We start from the raw sequence: 17,842 nt of genomic DNA, 5'->3' as shown, positions 1-17,842 counted from the left end.
CATACATCTACCCTAACACACTAATACTTTTACACCCTAACACTTCAAAGCGCTTGGCGCTACTCTACCTCCTCTATCCCCAGTTCATGATTGAGAACTTCGCTGATCTGCTCCACAGAGATTTGCTTGGCGATGATATTTTTCTCTCCATCGAGAACAAATACCCTTGGGGTGGAACGGATATCATACATAGAATCAAAGCCTGAACGCCTTACGTGATCCTGGGTATTGATAGCACCTTCCAGTTTATATTCTTTGATTTTTTCCTTCCAGATTTCAACATCTCCATTGATGCTGACGGTAAAGAGCGAAACATCTTTATCCTTATACTTGGCAAATATTTTTGCCAGTTTGGGAGTTTCTTTCTGACAATGTCCGCAGTCATAGGACCAAAAATACAGAATGGTGTATTTACCAGGTGTCGATTGGAGATCTGTCCAGTTGTCCAGTTCATCTTTGAGGCGGAAATTGGGGGCTTTTCTGCCTAGAATGGTTGGACTGATGGCCAATGCGCGCTCGGTAAGCTGAGATATTTGTTCCTCATCTGCCCACCAGGCTCTCCCCTGCATATACACACTTTCTACGATATGAACATAAACAGCATCCATGCCCATGACTTTGGACTTGGCATATTTGTTTAAGGTATTGACGGTGAAAAACTGAAAGACATCATCATGTGCTGCACTTTTATTCAGGACAATGTCGATGGATTTATTAATGGAATCAGGCTGCTTGACAGTCAGGTTTTCCAAAAAGGTATTTACCCGATTATACATCACGGGAGTCCTGAGTAGGCGATCATCCGAGAAGTCGAGATTGTTGAAATAATTGTCACGGTAATAATAAAAAGCAGCATTGCGATCATCTTTGATCTCATCAGGTACGACCGGATCGATCATGGCTTTCAGAACCTTGGTATAAAGCATATCAGGATTCTTTTCCATCAATCCCTTACGCCCATCTTTCACTTTCTGATCGATACTTGTCAATTCCTCTTTCAAAGCAACCAGCTTAGGATCATCTTCTCCCATGTCCTTCATCTGCTCATTGATCTCATTGGCACGCATGCGATTTGATCCAAGGAAACGCATGTCTTTATAGAACAATTCATTGTCTTTTGAGCCATTTACTTTCATGCTCATGACAAAGTCCTCCTGCTTTGTTTCCACAGCAAAATGCTGATCCTTGTCAACGATCAACTCAAAATATTGATTTTCCGGAGGAAGTACGATAAGGTAAATCCCAGCATCCAGAGGCTCTTCGCCTGTAAAACGAATAATCCCGTCCACCACCTGAACGGTGTCCTTGATATACTGTTTTTCTCCGAAATAATAAGCCAGATAAGCTTCTTCTGCCTGAAAACCTTCTACTTTGGCCTGGATATCATATCCTTTTTGAGCCTGTAGGCCCATCAAGCTGAGCAATACAATTAGAGTTGTGAAGAGGTACTTCATATGCTGCTTAAATATCTTTATTAAATAATATCGTAATTTCTGAAAATCCCTAAGCGATCTTGCTATTTTTCAAATATACCGAAAACAGAGCTTCCACTGCCAGACATAGCAGCATATATGGCTCCTTGTCGATAGAGATCTTCCTTAATTTCCCGAATCTCCGGATGCATGTCGAATACAACAGATTCGAGATCATTGTCCAGGTATTCTTTCCACAGATGAACCGGCCCTGCCAATGCAGGCCTTAGCTGCCTTCCGGGTTTGAGCTTGCGGATATCCAGGCCTTTGTAGGCTGCGATAGTGGAAGAATGTATGCCGGGAGTAATGAGTTCTATATGGTAGGGGAGTTCTAAGTGGAAATTGGAGAGTTGGGTACCAATTCCTTCGGCAAAAAGAGGTTTGTCATATAGGAAAAAGGGAACATCCGCTCCCAGGCCGGCTGCAATTCCTTCCAGTACAGCATCTTCAATATCCAATTCAAATAATTGCCGAAGACCTTTGAGGGTGAAAGCTGCATCGGAAGAACCTCCTCCTAAACCTGCGCCAGCAGGAATCTGTTTTTTTAGATGAATGAGAACTCCGGGAAGCTCTGGAATCTGCTCTTTAAGGGCATTGTAGGCCCGGACGACAAGGTTGTCATTGGGGTCTCCTTCCAGTTCTATCCCTTCAATATGAAAATCACATCCTTCGCTTTGCGTAGGAACAAGATTTAGCTCATCCTGAAAGTGATAGATGGGATATAATAAGGTTTCCAGTAAATGATAGCCGTCGGGTCTTTTCCCCTGAATAATAAGCCCCAGATTGATCTTTGCATGGGGCCTGAGTGAAAGGCTGGGCATGTTAAATCTCTTCGTATTCGATTTCCTCCGCTATTTCTTCTACTCGTATATCTTTTTTGTCGTCGTATTTAGGAGCGCTTACTTTGACTTCATTGTCGACGTATACATTCTGACGGAAGTCGCCCTGGTCATAATTTTTTTGATAAGCCTGGGCTTGCTTTTCGGCATCCTTCATAAGTTTTCTCATCACACGTTTCATCCCGAAAGTGAGAATTCTCTTGCCAAATAAGCGTATGGTAAGGTTTATAGCGAGGATTATTCCTAGTGTCCAGAGTAAAAAGCTCATGGGTTTAAGTTGAAAAAATTAAGGCTCAAATCCAATGCTCAATCGCGCATTCCATTGCAGCATCTCATCAAGCGTCTAATGCTTATACGGCGAAAAGCGGGCCCGGGATTAGATAACAGAAGAGTATTCTCGTGAAACTTCTTCATAATATCTTTCATAATGGGGCACGATCTTTTCGATCGTAAAGTTGTGTGCGTGGTTTTTGGCTGCCAGAGAAAACTCTTTCCATTTGGCCTCATTTTTTAAGAGACCAATAGCATCAGCGGCCATTTTCTCCACATCTCCTATAGGGCTGGTAAAACCCGTTTTACCGTCTACCACTAGTTCTGGCAATCCTCCCGCATTCGAAGAAATTACCGGAACTTCACAGGCCATGGCTTCCAGAGCGGCCAAACCAAAACTCTCACTTGCAGAGGGCATGAGGAAGATATCTCCAATTGAATAAATCTCCTCTACCTTGTTTTGATTCCCCAGGAAAACGATATCGTCGCACATTCCGATTTGACGACACAATTCTTCTGCTTTGCTCCTCTCCGGCCCATCTCCTACCATCATAAGTCGTGAAGGGACTTCTTTTCTTACAATCGCAAAAGTTTTTACGACATCTTCGATCCGTTTTACTTTTCGAAAGTTTGAGGTATGGATAAGGATTTTTTCATCATTTCCGCTGATCATTTTGCGAAAGTGATCCTTGTCATGTCGTTGAAACCGATTGACATCAACAAAATTTGGGATGACCCGGATGTCCTTATTCCCCACCTGAAAGTTGTCCAGGGTAGCATCTTTTAAGAATTCTGATACGGCCGTTACTCCATCGCTTTTCGAGATGGAGAAACTCACAGTAGGGGCAAAACTTTTGTTTTTCCCTACCAGGGTTATATCTGTTCCATGCAAGGTCGTTACAACCGGTACATGGAGGTCATATTCTTTGAGGATTTGCTTGGCGGTAAAAGCCACCGAGGCATGTGGGATAGCATAATGTACATGGAAGAGGTCGATATCATTGTATCGAGCTACATCAACCATTGTACTTGCCAAAGCAGACTCATATGGGATAAACTCAAAAAGAGGATAATCCTGGGTACGAACTTCGTGATAAAATATATTTTCAGAGAAAAGGTCCAGTCGTATAGGTCGGCTATACGTGATAAAGTGGATCTTATGCCCTCGAAGTGCCAGGGATTTTCCAAGCTCCGTCGCAACAACTCCGCTTCCCCCATAAGTAGGATAACAAACTACTCCAATATTCATAATAGATCTATAGCTCTTATTACAACGCAGGCAAAGCTAAAGAGTTTGGACAAAATAAAATAGTTTCCAACTTCAACTTGCAGATAAAATAAAGGCTGTCTCAGATTTTTCTCTCCAAGACAGCCTCCTATGAATATTTTTTTCCCTTATCCGAAGATCAGATAGGTCATAATTACGATTACACCTACAGATAACAGTAGGAGGTAATTGGATACAAGACCTGATTGCAATTTCTTGAAAACGTCTCCTATAGAGGATATAAGGTCAGCCGTTCCATTTACAATACCATCTACGATATTCTGATCAAACCATAGGACGAGGTTGGTTCCTGCCCAAACAAAAGGCTTGATAATGAATTTATTGTAAACTTCGTCGAAGTAGAATTTATTCTGCATAGCGGTATAGAATCCTCCGAAGAAGTTTTGCACTTTTTGATCTCCTGCCACATCATGGCGTGTGTAAAACCTGAAAGCGAATAAAACCATTCCTACTGCAACGACTATGGAGAAAGGCACCAGGAACCACTCAAGTGCTTCATGATGGTGCATATCTGTAATCATAGAAGCCCTATTGGTTACCATACCCCCTGCATCTCCCATCCCTGCATTACTGGAAAGCCAGCTATCATTGAGGACGTGGGGTACATGAAGAATATGTCCAAATAGAGGAGTAATACCCAGAAAGCCACCGACAGTTGCCAATCCAGCAAGAATCCATAAGGGGATAGTCATGATGGAAGGACTTTCGTGTGGATGTTTTTCCTGAGGGAAACGCTCCTTGCCATTGAATGTAAGGAAGGTAACCCGAGTCATATAGAAAGCCGTCAATGCAGCAGTAAATACGGCTACTCCCCAAACCACAAAGTAGAGGGTATTTCCATATCCACTAAAGAAGAGGCTACTCAATATCTCATCTTTTGAAAAGAAACCTGAGAATAGAGGTATACCTGAAATTGCCAGGGTAGAGATCCAGAAGGTTCGACTAGTAGAAGGCATGTATTTCTTCAGGCCTCCCATCGTTCGTATATCCTGGGGATCATCGACCGTATGCATATGTTCCATGGCATGAATCACCGAACCGGAACCCAGGAAGAGACAGGCTTTGAAGAAAGCATGTGTCATCACGTGGAAGATTGCTGTGGTGAATGCTCCTGCTCCCAGGGCCATGAACATAAAGCCCAATTGGGAAACAGTGGAGTATGCCAGAACTGCTTTTATATCATTTTGTGCGATGGCAATAAAGGCCGCTACAATCGCTGTAAGTGCAGCAACTACCACTATGATCATCAGTACTTCTTCAGCAGCGAGGAAGATAGGGTGAACCCTTGTGATCAGGTAGATACCTGAGGTTACCATCGTAGCTGCATGGATCAGGGCCGATACAGGAGTTGGTCCCGCCATCGCATCTGGTAGCCAGACGAAAAGAGGTATCTGAGCTGATTTACCAGTTGCAGCAATAAAAATGAGTAAGCCAATCCAGAAGGTATTTTCTCCGAAATCAGCTACTACGATATCTGCAAACGTAAGAGAGTTTATCTGATTAAAGATCATCAGCATAGCGATGATCAGGGCAAAATCACCAATACGGTTAGCGACAAAAGCTTTCTGTGCTGCTTTCGCCTTATTCATATCTTCAAACCAGAATCCAATCAGAAGATATGAACATAGTCCTACCCCTTCCCATCCCAGGAACATCACCACCATGTTATCACCCAGGATCAGGTTATTCATGGAGAAGATAAATAGATTGAGATAAGCGAAGAACTTATAATAACCAGAATCTCCATGCATATAGCCTATGGAGTAGATATGAATCAGTGATCCTACACCGGTTACGATCATTCCCATAAGCAGGGAAAGCTGATCTATTTGGTAATCAAAATTGATCTGAAATCCACTTGTTGTTTGCATCCATGTGAACAATTCAACCTTAACAGCTCCCTGAGCGGGGTCAAAGTTGAAGAATGCATGAAGGATCAACAAAAATGGTAAAGCCACACAGGCGGTAGCTAACCAACCTATCAGGCTCTCCTGTTTGCGTAATCCGGGATTTAAGAACCCACCCAGTCCGATCAGCAAGGAGCCGACCATGGGCATGATTATGATTAAAGGGTACAGAGCTTCCATTCGGGGAGCGTTTAACGTCCAACAAGTGGCATGATTACCACTTGAATATATTTACATTGTTAATATCGATGTCCAGTTTGTTTCTAAAAAGCGCAATGATCACTGATAAGCCAACTACCGCTTCTGCCGCTGCCACGCACATAACAAAGAATACCAGCATCGAACCCGTTGCACCAACTGTAGTTTCCGGACTGTTTACTTCCCACATTTTTGAAAAGGTAACCAAAGCCAGATTTACCGAATTGAGCATCAATTCGATACACATGAATACTACAATTCCATTTTTTCTTGTCATTACTCCGATGATACCCAAAGCAAACATCACCGCGCTAACTGCCAAATAAGAGTATGTAGTAGGGATCAGATTTTCCATGTTTAATGCTAATCAGTATAGGTGTGTTTTCTGGCTACTACAATCGCACCGATCAGGGCAGCCAGAAGGATGACAGAGATGATCTCAAAGGGGAAAAGGTAATTGGTCATCAGCTGACGACCGATAGGCTCAACGGAGCCGTATTTGAAATCTCCCAAAACTGAGTCATCGAAGAAGCTTCTGAATATGTACATCATCTCTCCTACAAAGGCAATGCCGATGACGAATGCGGCTCCTCTACGAGCGTCGTATTTCAACACGCCTTGCTCATCCTGAAGATTCAGGAGCATAATCACAAACAGAAAGAGTACCATGATGGCCCCCGCATAAACGAGGATCTGAATAGCTGCCAGAAATTCGGCCCCAAGGGACAGATATAGTCCAGCAATGCTGAAAAAGTTAAGAATCAGAGAGAGAGCAGCATAGACTGGATTTTTATTGATCAAAAGTCCGACTGCACCGGCTAATCCCAGTAGGGAAAAAATCCAGAAGAGTATGGTTTGTAGAATCGCTGCGTCCACTATATAGTAGGGTTTTTAATAGATAGCTAAAATTGAACATTTTATTCAAATAAGCAAAATATTAGGCCAAAGATTCGAGTAAGCGATCCAAATCTTCAGGGGAATCAATGGCAAAGCTAATTTTATTCGTTTCGGCGGTCCGAATCTTATAGCCATTTGCCAGCCAACGGAGTTGCTCAAGAGATTCTTTTTCTTCCAGAATACTCTTTTTCATCAGGGGAACTTTCAACAAAACTTCCCTTTCGAAGGCATAAATTCCTATATGACGGTAAAAATCATGATGATTTAACCAATTTGTTTGCTCCGCTTCTTTTCGGATAAAAGGGATAGGGGATCTACTGAAGTACAAAGCATTCCCTTGCTCGTCAAGAACTACTTTGGGCATGCTGGGATTGATGAGCTCTTCATAGCTATGGATCTTGTGTACCAAAGTAGCGATCTGAACCTCGCTGTCAGAAGTCAAAAGCTTACACAAAAGATCGATTTGTGCAGGATCGATAAAGGGCTCATCTCCCTGGATATTTACAAAATGAGTATAGGAAGTTTCTTTCTCAGCAATCTCTACCAAACGTTCTGTACCAGATCGGTGATGCTCAGCAGTCATGAGTACTTTCCCTCCAAAAGCATGTACATGATCGAAAATGCGCTCATCATCCGTCGCCACAATTACTTCATCCAGAAGTTCAGAGGCCTGACATTGGGCATAGACTCGCTGAATCATGCTTTTTCCTTTGATGTCAACCAAAGGTTTGCCGGGAAATCTGCTGGAAGCATATCTGGCGGGAATCACACCCAGGATCTTCATAGACTATTTTTTGACTAAAATTCTTTTCGTCTGCACCTCTTCTCCATCCGAAAGCATGATAAAGTAGATGCCGTCATTCCAATTTCCTATTGGAAATTCAAAGCTACCATTTCTTTCTCCTTCTCCAATAGTCGCATACTTTAATTCCCTGGCCTGAATATCCAAAATCCGCAACTGCATAGAAGCCCTGGAAGGATTGTCATAATTGATCAGGAGATTGTAGCTGACAGGATTGGGAAAGGTTTGGAAACTAAAGCTGCCGACAGACTGACTCAAATCAAGGTCTTGTCCCAATACCAAAATCTGATTGTCAAATTCATCAAAGGCACGAACTCTATAGTGAAGTTTGGCCCCCTCAAAGCTGCTGAGTTCCAAATCCCACAAACTGGCAAAATTTGCAGGTAGCCCCCCTTCTTCCAATAAAGTATGAGGTGCTCCATTTACAGAACGCTCAATCTGGTAGTAAATACCTCCCTGAGGATGCAAATTCCAGGTAATCAAGAGATCTTGACCATATTCCTGCAAACTAAAAATGGCAGTTTCGTCTTCACAATCCCATTTTTCTTCCTGAAGATTTCCGATGCCTTCTGGTTTTTCAAAGTCTTTTTTGAGGATGAATTTGTCCACAAGGCTACCATCTTCCCTCATCCATAGATTGAGGTAATGTTTTCCTGCTTCCTTTATGGTGATTTCTAAAGATTTGCCATCGGCATAGGATTCCCAGTTCCAAATACCTGAATATCCCATACCATTGCCATTGGGACTCATCAGGGGAGTACCATCCAGACCGATGAAAAAAGAACCATCACTATTGGGATCTTTATAGCTTCGTACAAAGAGTTGGTAGGTTCCCGCTTCTTCAAAGTAAAGCGCATAGTCCAACCTCGGTCCTCCCAGGCCTCTGGCTCTGATTCCCAAATTAGGCGAGGCCATCATGGCTTTCCCATCGCTGGCATCCCCATTATTGACTTCTGACCAGAAATTCCATTGAGCATTGTCTTTTCCTCCGAAAATAGAAGTGTAGTTTTCTGCTTCAATGACGAATTCTCCTTCATTTTCCTGTATACAAAGGGGAATAGGACGATTGGGGGATTGCTCACCAGGAGGAAAGAGATGACTTTTGGGAACAATTTGTTTTTCAAAACGAGGGCCTTTCCAGAATAATTGAGCGGATGCATTCCCTCCATTTTCAAAGTATTCCATTTTGATTGGAATACTCACTCCTGCACTCAAATCGATTTGTCCTTCCCATTCGGTTTCTCCCTGGTTTACCCATTTATCAACGATCAATTTTCCATTTACCCAAAGCCTGCATCCATCATCTGTGAGGGTATAGAAGGTGTAAGTTCCAGAGGTGCTGACTTCTATGCTTCCTTCCCAGCGTGCAGAGAAAGTATGTGCCAGAATGCTGGGATCCGGAGATCCACCTCCCCAATCGAATGCGATTTGTGGATCGATTCTTTGCAGGGTTTCATTCGTCAGGTCTTCATTGTTAAAATAAGTTGCCAATAGGCCTCTTCCTCCTAAATCCAGGTTGTCTCCCGAAGTCGGAAAGAGGTGATAACGAGGGATGATTTCTTTATTAAAGCCAGGCCCCGACCAGGATAAACTGATATTGGAAGGGCCATCGATATGCCGGTATTCCAGTCGGATTTTATATTTTTCTTCCTGATCAAGATTGACTTGTACACTTTGTTCTTCCTGACTTCCCTGATCCCAGGTGTCGATGAGTAACTCTCTGCCGATCCACAGACGTAGCTGTTCATCAGATTGTACAAAGAAGGTGTAGTTGCCAGATTGCATAGAAATAAGCTCCCCCTCCCAGCGAATGGAAAAATTATCTGGAGAAGGAGGGAATTCTGTTCCCTCTTCACTCCAACTAAACTCTACAGCAGGATCGATTTGGGTATAGGCCTGAATACTTAAGTTATTATCTCTGAAATAGGTTGCAAACAGTCCGGTTCCTCCCGGATTGTTCCGATTTTCCATACCTGAGATCCAGGCATTTAGTAAATCAACTCCTTCCTGATCTATTTCATTTTTGGCTAAAGGAGGCATGGCTATCCCTTCTTGCAAGGAGTTTACCCTATGATAAAGAATGGAGCTATTAAGATTAGCAGGATTAATAACTCTTGCTCCATCTATTCCCAAAGGACTATTTACGCCACCAAAGATGAGTTTTTGTCGGGATAAAGGGGTATTGATTCGGGCATCAAATTGCGCGCGATTGCTGGCTCCGGGTTGATGGCAGTAGGAACAGTTCAGGTCTATATAGGCCCGAGCTCTTTCCTCTAAATCAACAGAGTTGTCATCAAATTGAGGGATACGCGGAAGTTCTTCAACTTCCAATTCAGAAATATCTTCACTCAGTAATCCGATATGACTCAGGGTATATAGCTGATTGGCTGTTTCGCCTGTTTGGGGATAGGTAATGGAAGAATTGAGGTATCGGGTCTTGGGACCCAAAACAAATCCGGCATTGGATTGATGGCAGCTCAGACATTCACTACGGCTGGGATAATGCCAAGTCTGAGGTGCTCCATTTACCATAATCTCTTCATCCAGACTTCCTAAGAGTAAGTTGGCATCAGTCTGATCCTCGTTCCATTTATAGGTGAGGTAGTAGAATTTTCCATCGTCAGCATGTACTTCAAAGCGGGTTTCCAGTCGTTTGCCTCCCAGTTCGAAGTGTTTGATGAAGACCGTTCCAAGGGGGAACTCCCAATTATTATTCTTGAAGAAGCCGATCTTTTCTTCTGGTGTATCGGGGTTTCCATCATTCGGGATGGCCAACCAACGATACTTATCCGAACCATCCGACCAGAAATCTTCGATCATGTCATAGGGAATGACACCTATTTCCGCTTCGAGGGTATTTAGATTTTTGAAAGCTCCCGTTTGTGATAATAAAGCGGGGGCTGGCGGATTGGCATTTCGAGAACTCAGTCGGTAGAGGGTAGTGTTTCCATTTTGACGACCAATCAGGATTTCCCCATCAGAATCTTCTCCAAATGTCATGAGTGAACCTGCGGGCAGGAAATTCATCAGTAATTCCCAATCTCCTTCAGTATCTCTTGCAAAAATCCGTTTACTGGTACAGTCTCCATAGATATATTTTCCATAAAGGCTGGGGTGTTTCTCTCCCCGATATACATAGCCACCAATCACACATTCTACTTCAGAGCGATTTACCTGGGCTATGGGGGCTGTAAGGGTCCCCCGACCAATCTGATCGATGCTGCAACGAGGGATCGGTCCTACATTTGCTTCATATAAAGGCCATCCGTAATTGGCTCCTCCGGCCAGAACATCAATTTCCTCTTTGCTTGCATGTCCCACATCACCTATCCATATTTCTCCGGTATTTTTATCAATGGACATACGATGAGGATTCCGTAGACCGATGGCGTAAAATTCTTCGAAAATGCTGCTGTCAGCTTCGAGCCAGGGATTGTCATTTGGGATGTAATATCCCATTCCACTGATTTCGCCTAGAGAACCTGCATGTTCACCCAGGATTCTTCTGGGAGGATGGCTGATCTGTCCTCCTTGCATATCTACATCGATACGGATGGCTCCTCCTTCGAAGTTGTCAACGATATTCTGGGCACCATCAAATCTCGCCTGATCTCCAATTGTCAGATAGAGAAAACCATCATTCCCAAAGAGGATTCCACCCCCTCTATGTGATCCGTTCAACTGGCGGATATTTAGGAGTACCTGCTCGGAATTAGGATCAGCCGTATAAGTTCCATCCGTAACAGTAAAGCGAGAAAGTCTCAGATAACTTCCATACCATACGGCATTGTCGAAACAGGTGAAACAAAGTTCATCACAAACGAAAGGTCCGCTCCTCCCATCTTCTCCTCTGACGGTATGATATACATAGATATAATTTCTGTTTGGGGAAGTGGGGTCTCCAAAATCAGGATGAAAAGCCATGCCCAGCATCCCACCATCATGAACCACGCTCGTAAGATTTCTGAGATCAATCAGGGGTTCTTTGGTCGAAACATTGGCACTATCTCCAAAGCTTTCAATCAAACCTGTACGAGAAGCAACATACAATCTTCTTTCTCTAGGATGAGAGATCATAAAGATCGGTTCCTCAAACGTCAGGTTTGGATAGGCAATTTCACTGTCCCACTCCAAATCTGCTCCTCCTCCCGGAGTCAGGGCTGGCAGATTTCCGTTGAGGAATTTCCCAATAGGTTCTGCCTGTGTCAAACCTGGAGGAGGCATAAACAAAGGCAAAGCCGCGAGAGAAAGGAAAAAGACCAATCCCAGGCTGAGATTGAGGGAAATCCTTTTGCCTGAAAAGATAGTGGACAAAGCAAATTTGTTCATAGCTTAGAGCTGTTCAATCGAGAATTTATACCCTTATTGATTGCGGCCTAGTATAGGAATTTAATTCCTACAAAAATAGGACGAAGCAAAGAATATAGAAAGCGTAATATCAAAAGCCTCTCTCATGTATATCTATATGAGAGAGGCTTTTGTTTACAGAAGATTTGTAGATCTATCTCACAATGATTTTCTGCACTTTGCTGAATTTAGAACTGCTCACTTGCAGGCTATAAATACCTCCCGGTAGATTTCCTACTTCAAGGCTCACGCGGCTTTCAGCTGCTTCTTTGCTCAAAATTTTCTCGTGTACCAATCTGCCCGTATTATCAAAGAGAGAAATAAAGACCGATTCTTCGATTTCTACTCCAAGAAGTTCGAGATGCAATACTTCCTGATCAAGCGGATTAGGATAAACTTTGAGTTCAGTTAATCCCGTGCCATCCAATTGAGCGCTGACCTGAGCGGAGAAGGTAAATTGCCCATCCAGATCGATTTGTCTCAGACGATAGGTGTAGAGCTTGCCTGCTCGTACTTCCGTATCGAAGAATAGATAGCTATGTCCATCCCGGGTATCCCCTTTTCCTTGAATCCAGCCAATTTTTTCAAATTGCTCGCTTCTTTCATTGAAGCGTTGAATCTCGAATCCTTCATTGTTTTGTTCCAAAGCGGTTTGCCAACTCAGAGAAATCGCTTCTCCAAAAGCAGAGGCTGTAAAACTCAGCATCTCAACCGGGAAGATTGTTACCGGACCTACATTGATATTTACAAAGTTGATGCTGGAGTTGCCCTGATTATCGGTAGCGGTAAGGGTAGCTCTGAAAGTCCCTTGAGTACCGTAAATATGATTAGGACTTAATCCTGTTCCCGTATTGCCATCTCCAAAGTCCCAACTATAGGTGGTGATGGGGTCATTTTCAGGATCGGTTGTCGCACTTGCGTCAAAATTTACCGTTAGTGGGCCATTGCCACTTATTGGCGAGGCAGAGAATACTGTTACAGGTGCTTGATTATCCGCACATCCCGCTTCTAATCTAATATCCGCCCAGTCTGCATGATCGCAGGTAATACCATTCCCTCCATCATTTACTACTAACCTCAATTGATTTACTCCTGTAACATCTATATTTATAGAAATCGCATTATCTGCCTGGGTCATGACCGGACTGCTATATGCAAGCGTGCCATCCGTATACACCTCAAATCCTACGGATCCGGAAGCGCATGTTTCATCATCTACGCCAATGTCAGAAAGCAAGCGTGTGTATTGGCCAGCAAGATTATATATGATTTCAGAATCTGCATGTGCGCCTAGTCCCTTGCTGTAGGTTTGGCCATTGATGGTAAGGGTATTTCCATCCGTTGCTCCCTGCTCTCCATTACTTCTGTCTTTTTCTACTGGCCCCCATCCATTGCTTGGACTTCCTACCCAGTTTAGGTCGGATAGATAAGTAGTTGTCGTACCCTGGCAATTGTTGGGATCAAGGTCGCCAATCCATGCTGCGAGAACTTCGATGTACTCATCATCAATTACACTTTTTGCCAAGGGAGGCATCGCATCATTCCCAACACTATTGTCTCGTATATACAGGATGGACTTGGAGGTTTCTCCGGCTTTTACAACAGCGGCATCTGGGATGCCATAGGAACCCTGTAGGCTACCATTGATTAGATTTTGCGATCCGATTGCAGTTGTAAATTGTGCATCAAAATTGGCATTTACTCCATTGGGTTGGTGGCAATGGGCACAGTTTCCATCCAGGTAAGACCTCACTCTTTCTTCGAGGCTATAATTGGGGTCATTGATGTTTCCTGTGTGAATGTAGCCAGGAATATCGGGCTCGTTCAGGCTTACATCAAATATGCCGAGATGATTCCAGGTGCGAAGCTGATTGTCACTTATACCGGAAGGATACTCAAATTCTCCATTCAATTGATGGGTGTTTACTCCGAGAATCCCACCTGCATTTTCATTATGACAGGTCATGCAATCTGCTCTGCTTGGGAAGTCCCATACGCGGTTGACTGTACTTCCATCGCTTTTGCTAATGGTGTAAGGCTCTGTATCCGCGCCCGGCAAAAGTTCCGCATCTGTGCCTGCGGCATTCCACTTATAAGTAACGCCATAAAGTCCCCCATTTTTATCCCGTATGATAAAGCGAGTTTCCAGTCTTTTGATTACTGTGGGATCGTCTTCATCTAAAGGCATTTCAAAATGCTTGATGAAAACCGTTCCTTCGGGGAACTCCCATTCAGAATTTTCTGCCCAGACTACGTCTTCAGCTGCAGTATTATAGCTTCCATTATTAGGGATCGCTACCCATCGTTTTTTAGTAGCATTGTCAGACCATAGAGGAGCATTTACTTTATAGGGAATGACTCCAGCTGCTGGAGTAAGGTCGCTTAAGTCTGAGAATACTCCGGTTTGAGAAAGGAATTGGGGAGGCTCAGGCGTGATGTTACTTGCATTGAGTTTATAAATCCTTCCCCCGTCCTGATTAGTTCCATAGAGCTTCAGGATATAAACTTCTCCATCAGCATCTGTAGAAAAAGCAGAAATTCCTGCTTTGCTGCCCGTACCAAAAGCCGGAATGGTTACCAAATCTGCTTTGGTAGTATTGCCGTTTTGCTGATTATGATCCAGGGACCAAACTCTACGGGTGGTATGATCTCCAAAGATATATTTTCCTCTGAGGCTGGGCCATTTGTTTCCCCTATACACAAAACCTCCAATCACACAGGTTCCTACACTTCTGGCATAGTCATGGACAGGAGCTTGATCGAATCCTATCAAATTTCCTGGTTTGGCTTTGGGGCCATTGATGCTTCCTTCTTTATAGGGCCATTGCAGATTGGAGCCTTTCGGTACCAAACTTACTTCTTCGCGCGAACCCTGTCCGACATCACCCATCCAAATATCACCGGTTTGAGGATCCTGGGTCATTCTGTGTGGGCTGCGGAAACCAATTGCATAAAATTCTTCGAGTATTGTACCATTGACATCCTGCCAGGGATTATCATTAGGTACATAATAGCCCTGACTGAGGCTATTGGGCCAACCACTGGGAGGAGTTGCCGGATTTAACGGTTGTCGCCGTATGGGATGGCTTCTGCTTGCGTCTTTATCAACATCTATGCGCAAAGCGCCCGCAAGTAAGCCTACATTTATCTTTTGTCCTGTATTGTACTGATCATTGGCTCCTCCTTCATCTCCACTTGAGATGTATAAAAATCCATCGAGTCCGAAAAACATGCCGCCTCCATTGTGCCACTGATGTCTGTCATATTGCCTGATCATAACAAATTCGGAATTGGCATCGATTGTATTGGCTCCATCGGGCCAGTTATATCTTGCAAGGATCACATAGCCGAGGTTGCCATTGCTGGTAGGTCCTTTTTGACGGGACCAGATGTAAAGGTATCCCCGATTGGGAGAAGCTGCTTGTCCAAATTCCGGATGTAAGGCTAATCCCATCAATCCGGCATCACCGGAGGTCAGAATCTTGGATTCAATATTTAATACCGTTGTTTTTGAATTCGTATTGGGATCTTTGTCAAAGGTCCAGAGTCTTCCTTTTTTACCTGCCATGATGAACTTATTGGTTCCCGGCAATTCGAGTAGTTGAATAGGATCGGTAAAGGTAAGATTGGGGTAGGCAACTTCTGCAGTCCATGAGGAAGTACTGGAAGGTGCTTCATCTGGAAAATTACCATTTAGGTAGGCTGATATAGGAGAAGGATTGCTTATCCCATAATTCATAATCTTCATGGGAAGGAATGCTGTGGTTCCTATCAGGAAAACCAGTAAAAATAAATTCCTATAAGAGCCTGAGATCTTTCGCGTAGTACTTGAGTATAGATGTTTCATCCGACGTTTATATTCACATTAATCATTTCCTTGAAGTAGGCATAAGCCATGGCTGACTATATGAGTCTTTTCAGGGAGTTTACATGGAATAAGGGTTTTTTCATTGTGCCGGAATGGCACAGAGGTGCTTTTGTCGGGATGGAGGGAAGTTAGGTATTTTCGTGTAAAATCAAGGGAAAATCTTACTTGATGGGGAATTTACCTGTCCGAATGGCATAGCATGCTGAAAAGCTGACAGATTTGTGGGATTTGTATGATTTTTGTAACCATAAAGTATGGAGATTAAATATCCAAGTTTATTCATATTTCGTATATTTACTTTCCAAGAAAAAAATAGAAATCGTTTATAATGGAAAATCCTTTTAGTAGTACACAACAGAAAACCATAAGGGAACAGCAACTCAGCGATGAGCGAGTGAATGTTTTCATGCGACAGGTGTATGTAACTATGTCTTTGGGACTGGTCATTACAGGTCTTACCGCATGGTTCGTTTCTCAGTCACCTGCACTCATCAATTTGTTTTTAAGTGGAGGTATCCTGACCTGGATCGTGATGCTGGCTCCTTTGGGAATGGTATTCTTTCTGGCTGCTCGAATCAATAAAATGAGCTTTCAGGCTGCAAGTACCACCTTTGCCATTTATTCCCTGGTGAATGGAATAAGCTTCGCCACCATATTTATGGTATATGAGCTTGGAGCAATATCAAGAGTATTCTTTATAACAGCAGGCACATTTGGAGCGATGGCGCTTATTGGACTTACCACAAAAGTGGACCTAAGTAAAATGGGCTCTATCATGTATATGGCACTCATCGGCCTTATCATAGCAATGGTTGTGAATATGTTTATGGGTTCAAGTACCCTCGACTATATCATCTCATGTGCAGGAGTCCTTATCTTCTGTGGTTTGACGGCCTATGATAACCAAATGCTTTTGAATGTAGCCAGAACGGCTGAGCCCGGTACAGAAACCACCAATAAGATTGCTTTGATGGGAGCGCTGAACCTTTATCTTGACTTTATCAACCTTTTCCTCTTCCTGCTCAGATTCTTTGGAGGAGGAGATGACTGATGTAATAATACAGGATGATATGATCATTCTTGAAATGCCGAAAGTGCTTACACTTTCGGCATTTTTCTTTCATCCCGCTTTTTGATGAATGATTTCTGGCTTTGGGTAGGTATTTTTTATTGCATGCTAGGTAACATTTTGATTAAAAAAGTGCATATTTTTTCTGTTTTCTTGGCCTTCCATCCATTTAGCCCGCATTTTGGCTATTTCATCATGTAAGAGTGCTGCTAGTAGTGATCCCCTTTTTCTGAAGAACTATGTAAGAATCACAGTTCCTGCGAATTTTTTCTTTCCCTCAAAAGGACAAATTTTACAAACAGTAAATATTATGGACAGCAGGGCGTATTAGAAAATCTTTGAAAGGTTGATAGGGAGCTATTCATGGGGTGGGAAATAAAGAAGCTTAAGCGCTATTTTCCTATATTTATTTCTTAGTAAATCAAATACCATAAATAGTTAATTGCCATGAATATTCTGTTAGTGGAGGACAATCCCGGAGATGTAAGATTGACGCAGGAAGCACTGAAAGAAGGGAATTTTAGTCAGGATCTGAGCTTGCATGTAGTGCCTGACGGAGTGGAAGCGATTGCGTATCTTAACAAGGAAGGAAAATATATAGATGCAGTACAACCGGACATCATTCTCCTCGACCTTAACTTACCCAAAAAACACGGTTCTGAAGTACTAGCTGAGATCAAGGCTTCTTCTATCCTCAGGTCCATACCTGTGGTGGTGTTGACGACTTCTCAGGCTACCCAGGATATCGAAATGGTTTATAACTTGCATGCAAATTGCTATATAGCTAAACCAGTAGATATAAATGAATTTATTGAAGTGATAAAGAGTATAGAGAACTTTTGGTTTAACATCGTTAAACTACCCTCATTTAATAAAGTATAGTGT

Annotated in this window: 12 protein-coding genes; 2 read left to right on the top strand and 10 right to left on the bottom strand. The window is 43.1% G+C overall.

Annotated features, from left to right (window positions below):
* Nucleotides 1-59: 59 nt before the first annotated feature.
* The 10 genes from R8P61_20390 to R8P61_20345 form a co-directional block, all read right to left on the bottom strand.
* A complete protein-coding gene (locus R8P61_20390; protein MDW3649440.1) occupies nt 60-1,454 on the bottom strand; it encodes a DUF5106 domain-containing protein in 1,395 nt (464 codons plus the stop codon).
* A gap of 62 nt (nt 1,455-1,516) precedes the next feature.
* Entirely contained in the window at nt 1,517-2,293 is a 777-nt protein-coding gene (gene ispE, locus R8P61_20385) for a 4-(cytidine 5'-diphospho)-2-C-methyl-D-erythritol kinase (GenBank protein MDW3649439.1), read from the bottom strand.
* A gap of 1 nt (nt 2,294) precedes the next feature.
* Complete coding sequence (locus tag R8P61_20380; protein MDW3649438.1) at nt 2,295-2,579, bottom strand: hypothetical protein; 285 nt, start codon at nt 2,577-2,579, stop codon at nt 2,295-2,297.
* 108 nt (nt 2,580-2,687) lie between these two features.
* Entirely contained in the window at nt 2,688-3,830 is a 1,143-nt protein-coding gene (bshA, locus tag R8P61_20375) for an N-acetyl-alpha-D-glucosaminyl L-malate synthase BshA (protein MDW3649437.1), read from the bottom strand.
* 146 nt (nt 3,831-3,976) lie between these two features.
* The gene (gene nuoL, locus R8P61_20370; protein ID MDW3649436.1) at nt 3,977-5,956 is read right to left on the bottom strand and encodes an NADH-quinone oxidoreductase subunit L; all 1,980 of its coding nucleotides are present in this window, start codon (nt 5,954-5,956) and stop codon (nt 3,977-3,979) included.
* Nucleotides 5,957-5,990: 34 nt separating this feature from the next.
* The gene (nuoK, locus tag R8P61_20365) at nt 5,991-6,329 is read right to left on the bottom strand and encodes an NADH-quinone oxidoreductase subunit NuoK (GenBank protein ID MDW3649435.1); all 339 of its coding nucleotides are present in this window, start codon (nt 6,327-6,329) and stop codon (nt 5,991-5,993) included.
* Between the two features lie 8 nt (nt 6,330-6,337).
* Nucleotides 6,338-6,850 carry an NADH-quinone oxidoreductase subunit J gene (locus R8P61_20360; protein MDW3649434.1) on the bottom strand — a complete coding sequence of 171 codons (513 nt, stop codon included), beginning with the start codon at nt 6,848-6,850 and terminating at the stop codon, nt 6,338-6,340.
* A 61-nt stretch (nt 6,851-6,911) separates the two neighbouring features.
* Nucleotides 6,912-7,655, bottom strand: a complete 744-nt coding sequence (gene kdsB / locus R8P61_20355; GenBank protein ID MDW3649433.1) for a 3-deoxy-manno-octulosonate cytidylyltransferase — start codon at nt 7,653-7,655, stop codon at nt 6,912-6,914.
* Between the two features lie 3 nt (nt 7,656-7,658).
* Nucleotides 7,659-12,002, bottom strand: a complete 4,344-nt coding sequence (locus R8P61_20350; GenBank protein ID MDW3649432.1) for a PA14 domain-containing protein — start codon at nt 12,000-12,002, stop codon at nt 7,659-7,661.
* A gap of 172 nt (nt 12,003-12,174) precedes the next feature.
* Nucleotides 12,175-15,867: an NPCBM/NEW2 domain-containing protein gene (locus R8P61_20345; protein ID MDW3649431.1), complete on the bottom strand. Its 3,693-nt coding sequence runs from the start codon at nt 15,865-15,867 to the stop codon at nt 12,175-12,177.
* A gap of 349 nt (nt 15,868-16,216) precedes the next feature.
* Here R8P61_20345 and R8P61_20340 point away from each other — a divergent pair, with 349 nt between their 5' ends.
* Both R8P61_20340 and R8P61_20335 read left to right on the top strand, forming a co-directional pair.
* On the top strand, nt 16,217-16,939 hold the full coding sequence (locus tag R8P61_20340; protein MDW3649430.1) for a Bax inhibitor-1/YccA family protein: 723 nt from the start codon (nt 16,217-16,219) through the stop codon (nt 16,937-16,939).
* Between the two features lie 465 nt (nt 16,940-17,404).
* Nucleotides 17,405-17,839: a response regulator gene (locus R8P61_20335; GenBank protein MDW3649429.1), complete on the top strand. Its 435-nt coding sequence runs from the start codon at nt 17,405-17,407 to the stop codon at nt 17,837-17,839.
* Nucleotides 17,840-17,842: the final 3 nt, after the last annotated feature.

The sequence above is a fragment of the Bacteroidia bacterium genome (assembly GCA_033391075.1).
In the GTDB taxonomy this organism is placed as follows: Bacteria; Bacteroidota; Bacteroidia; order J057; family J057; genus JAWPMV01.
This window is presented reverse-complemented; position numbering and strand designations above follow the sequence as displayed.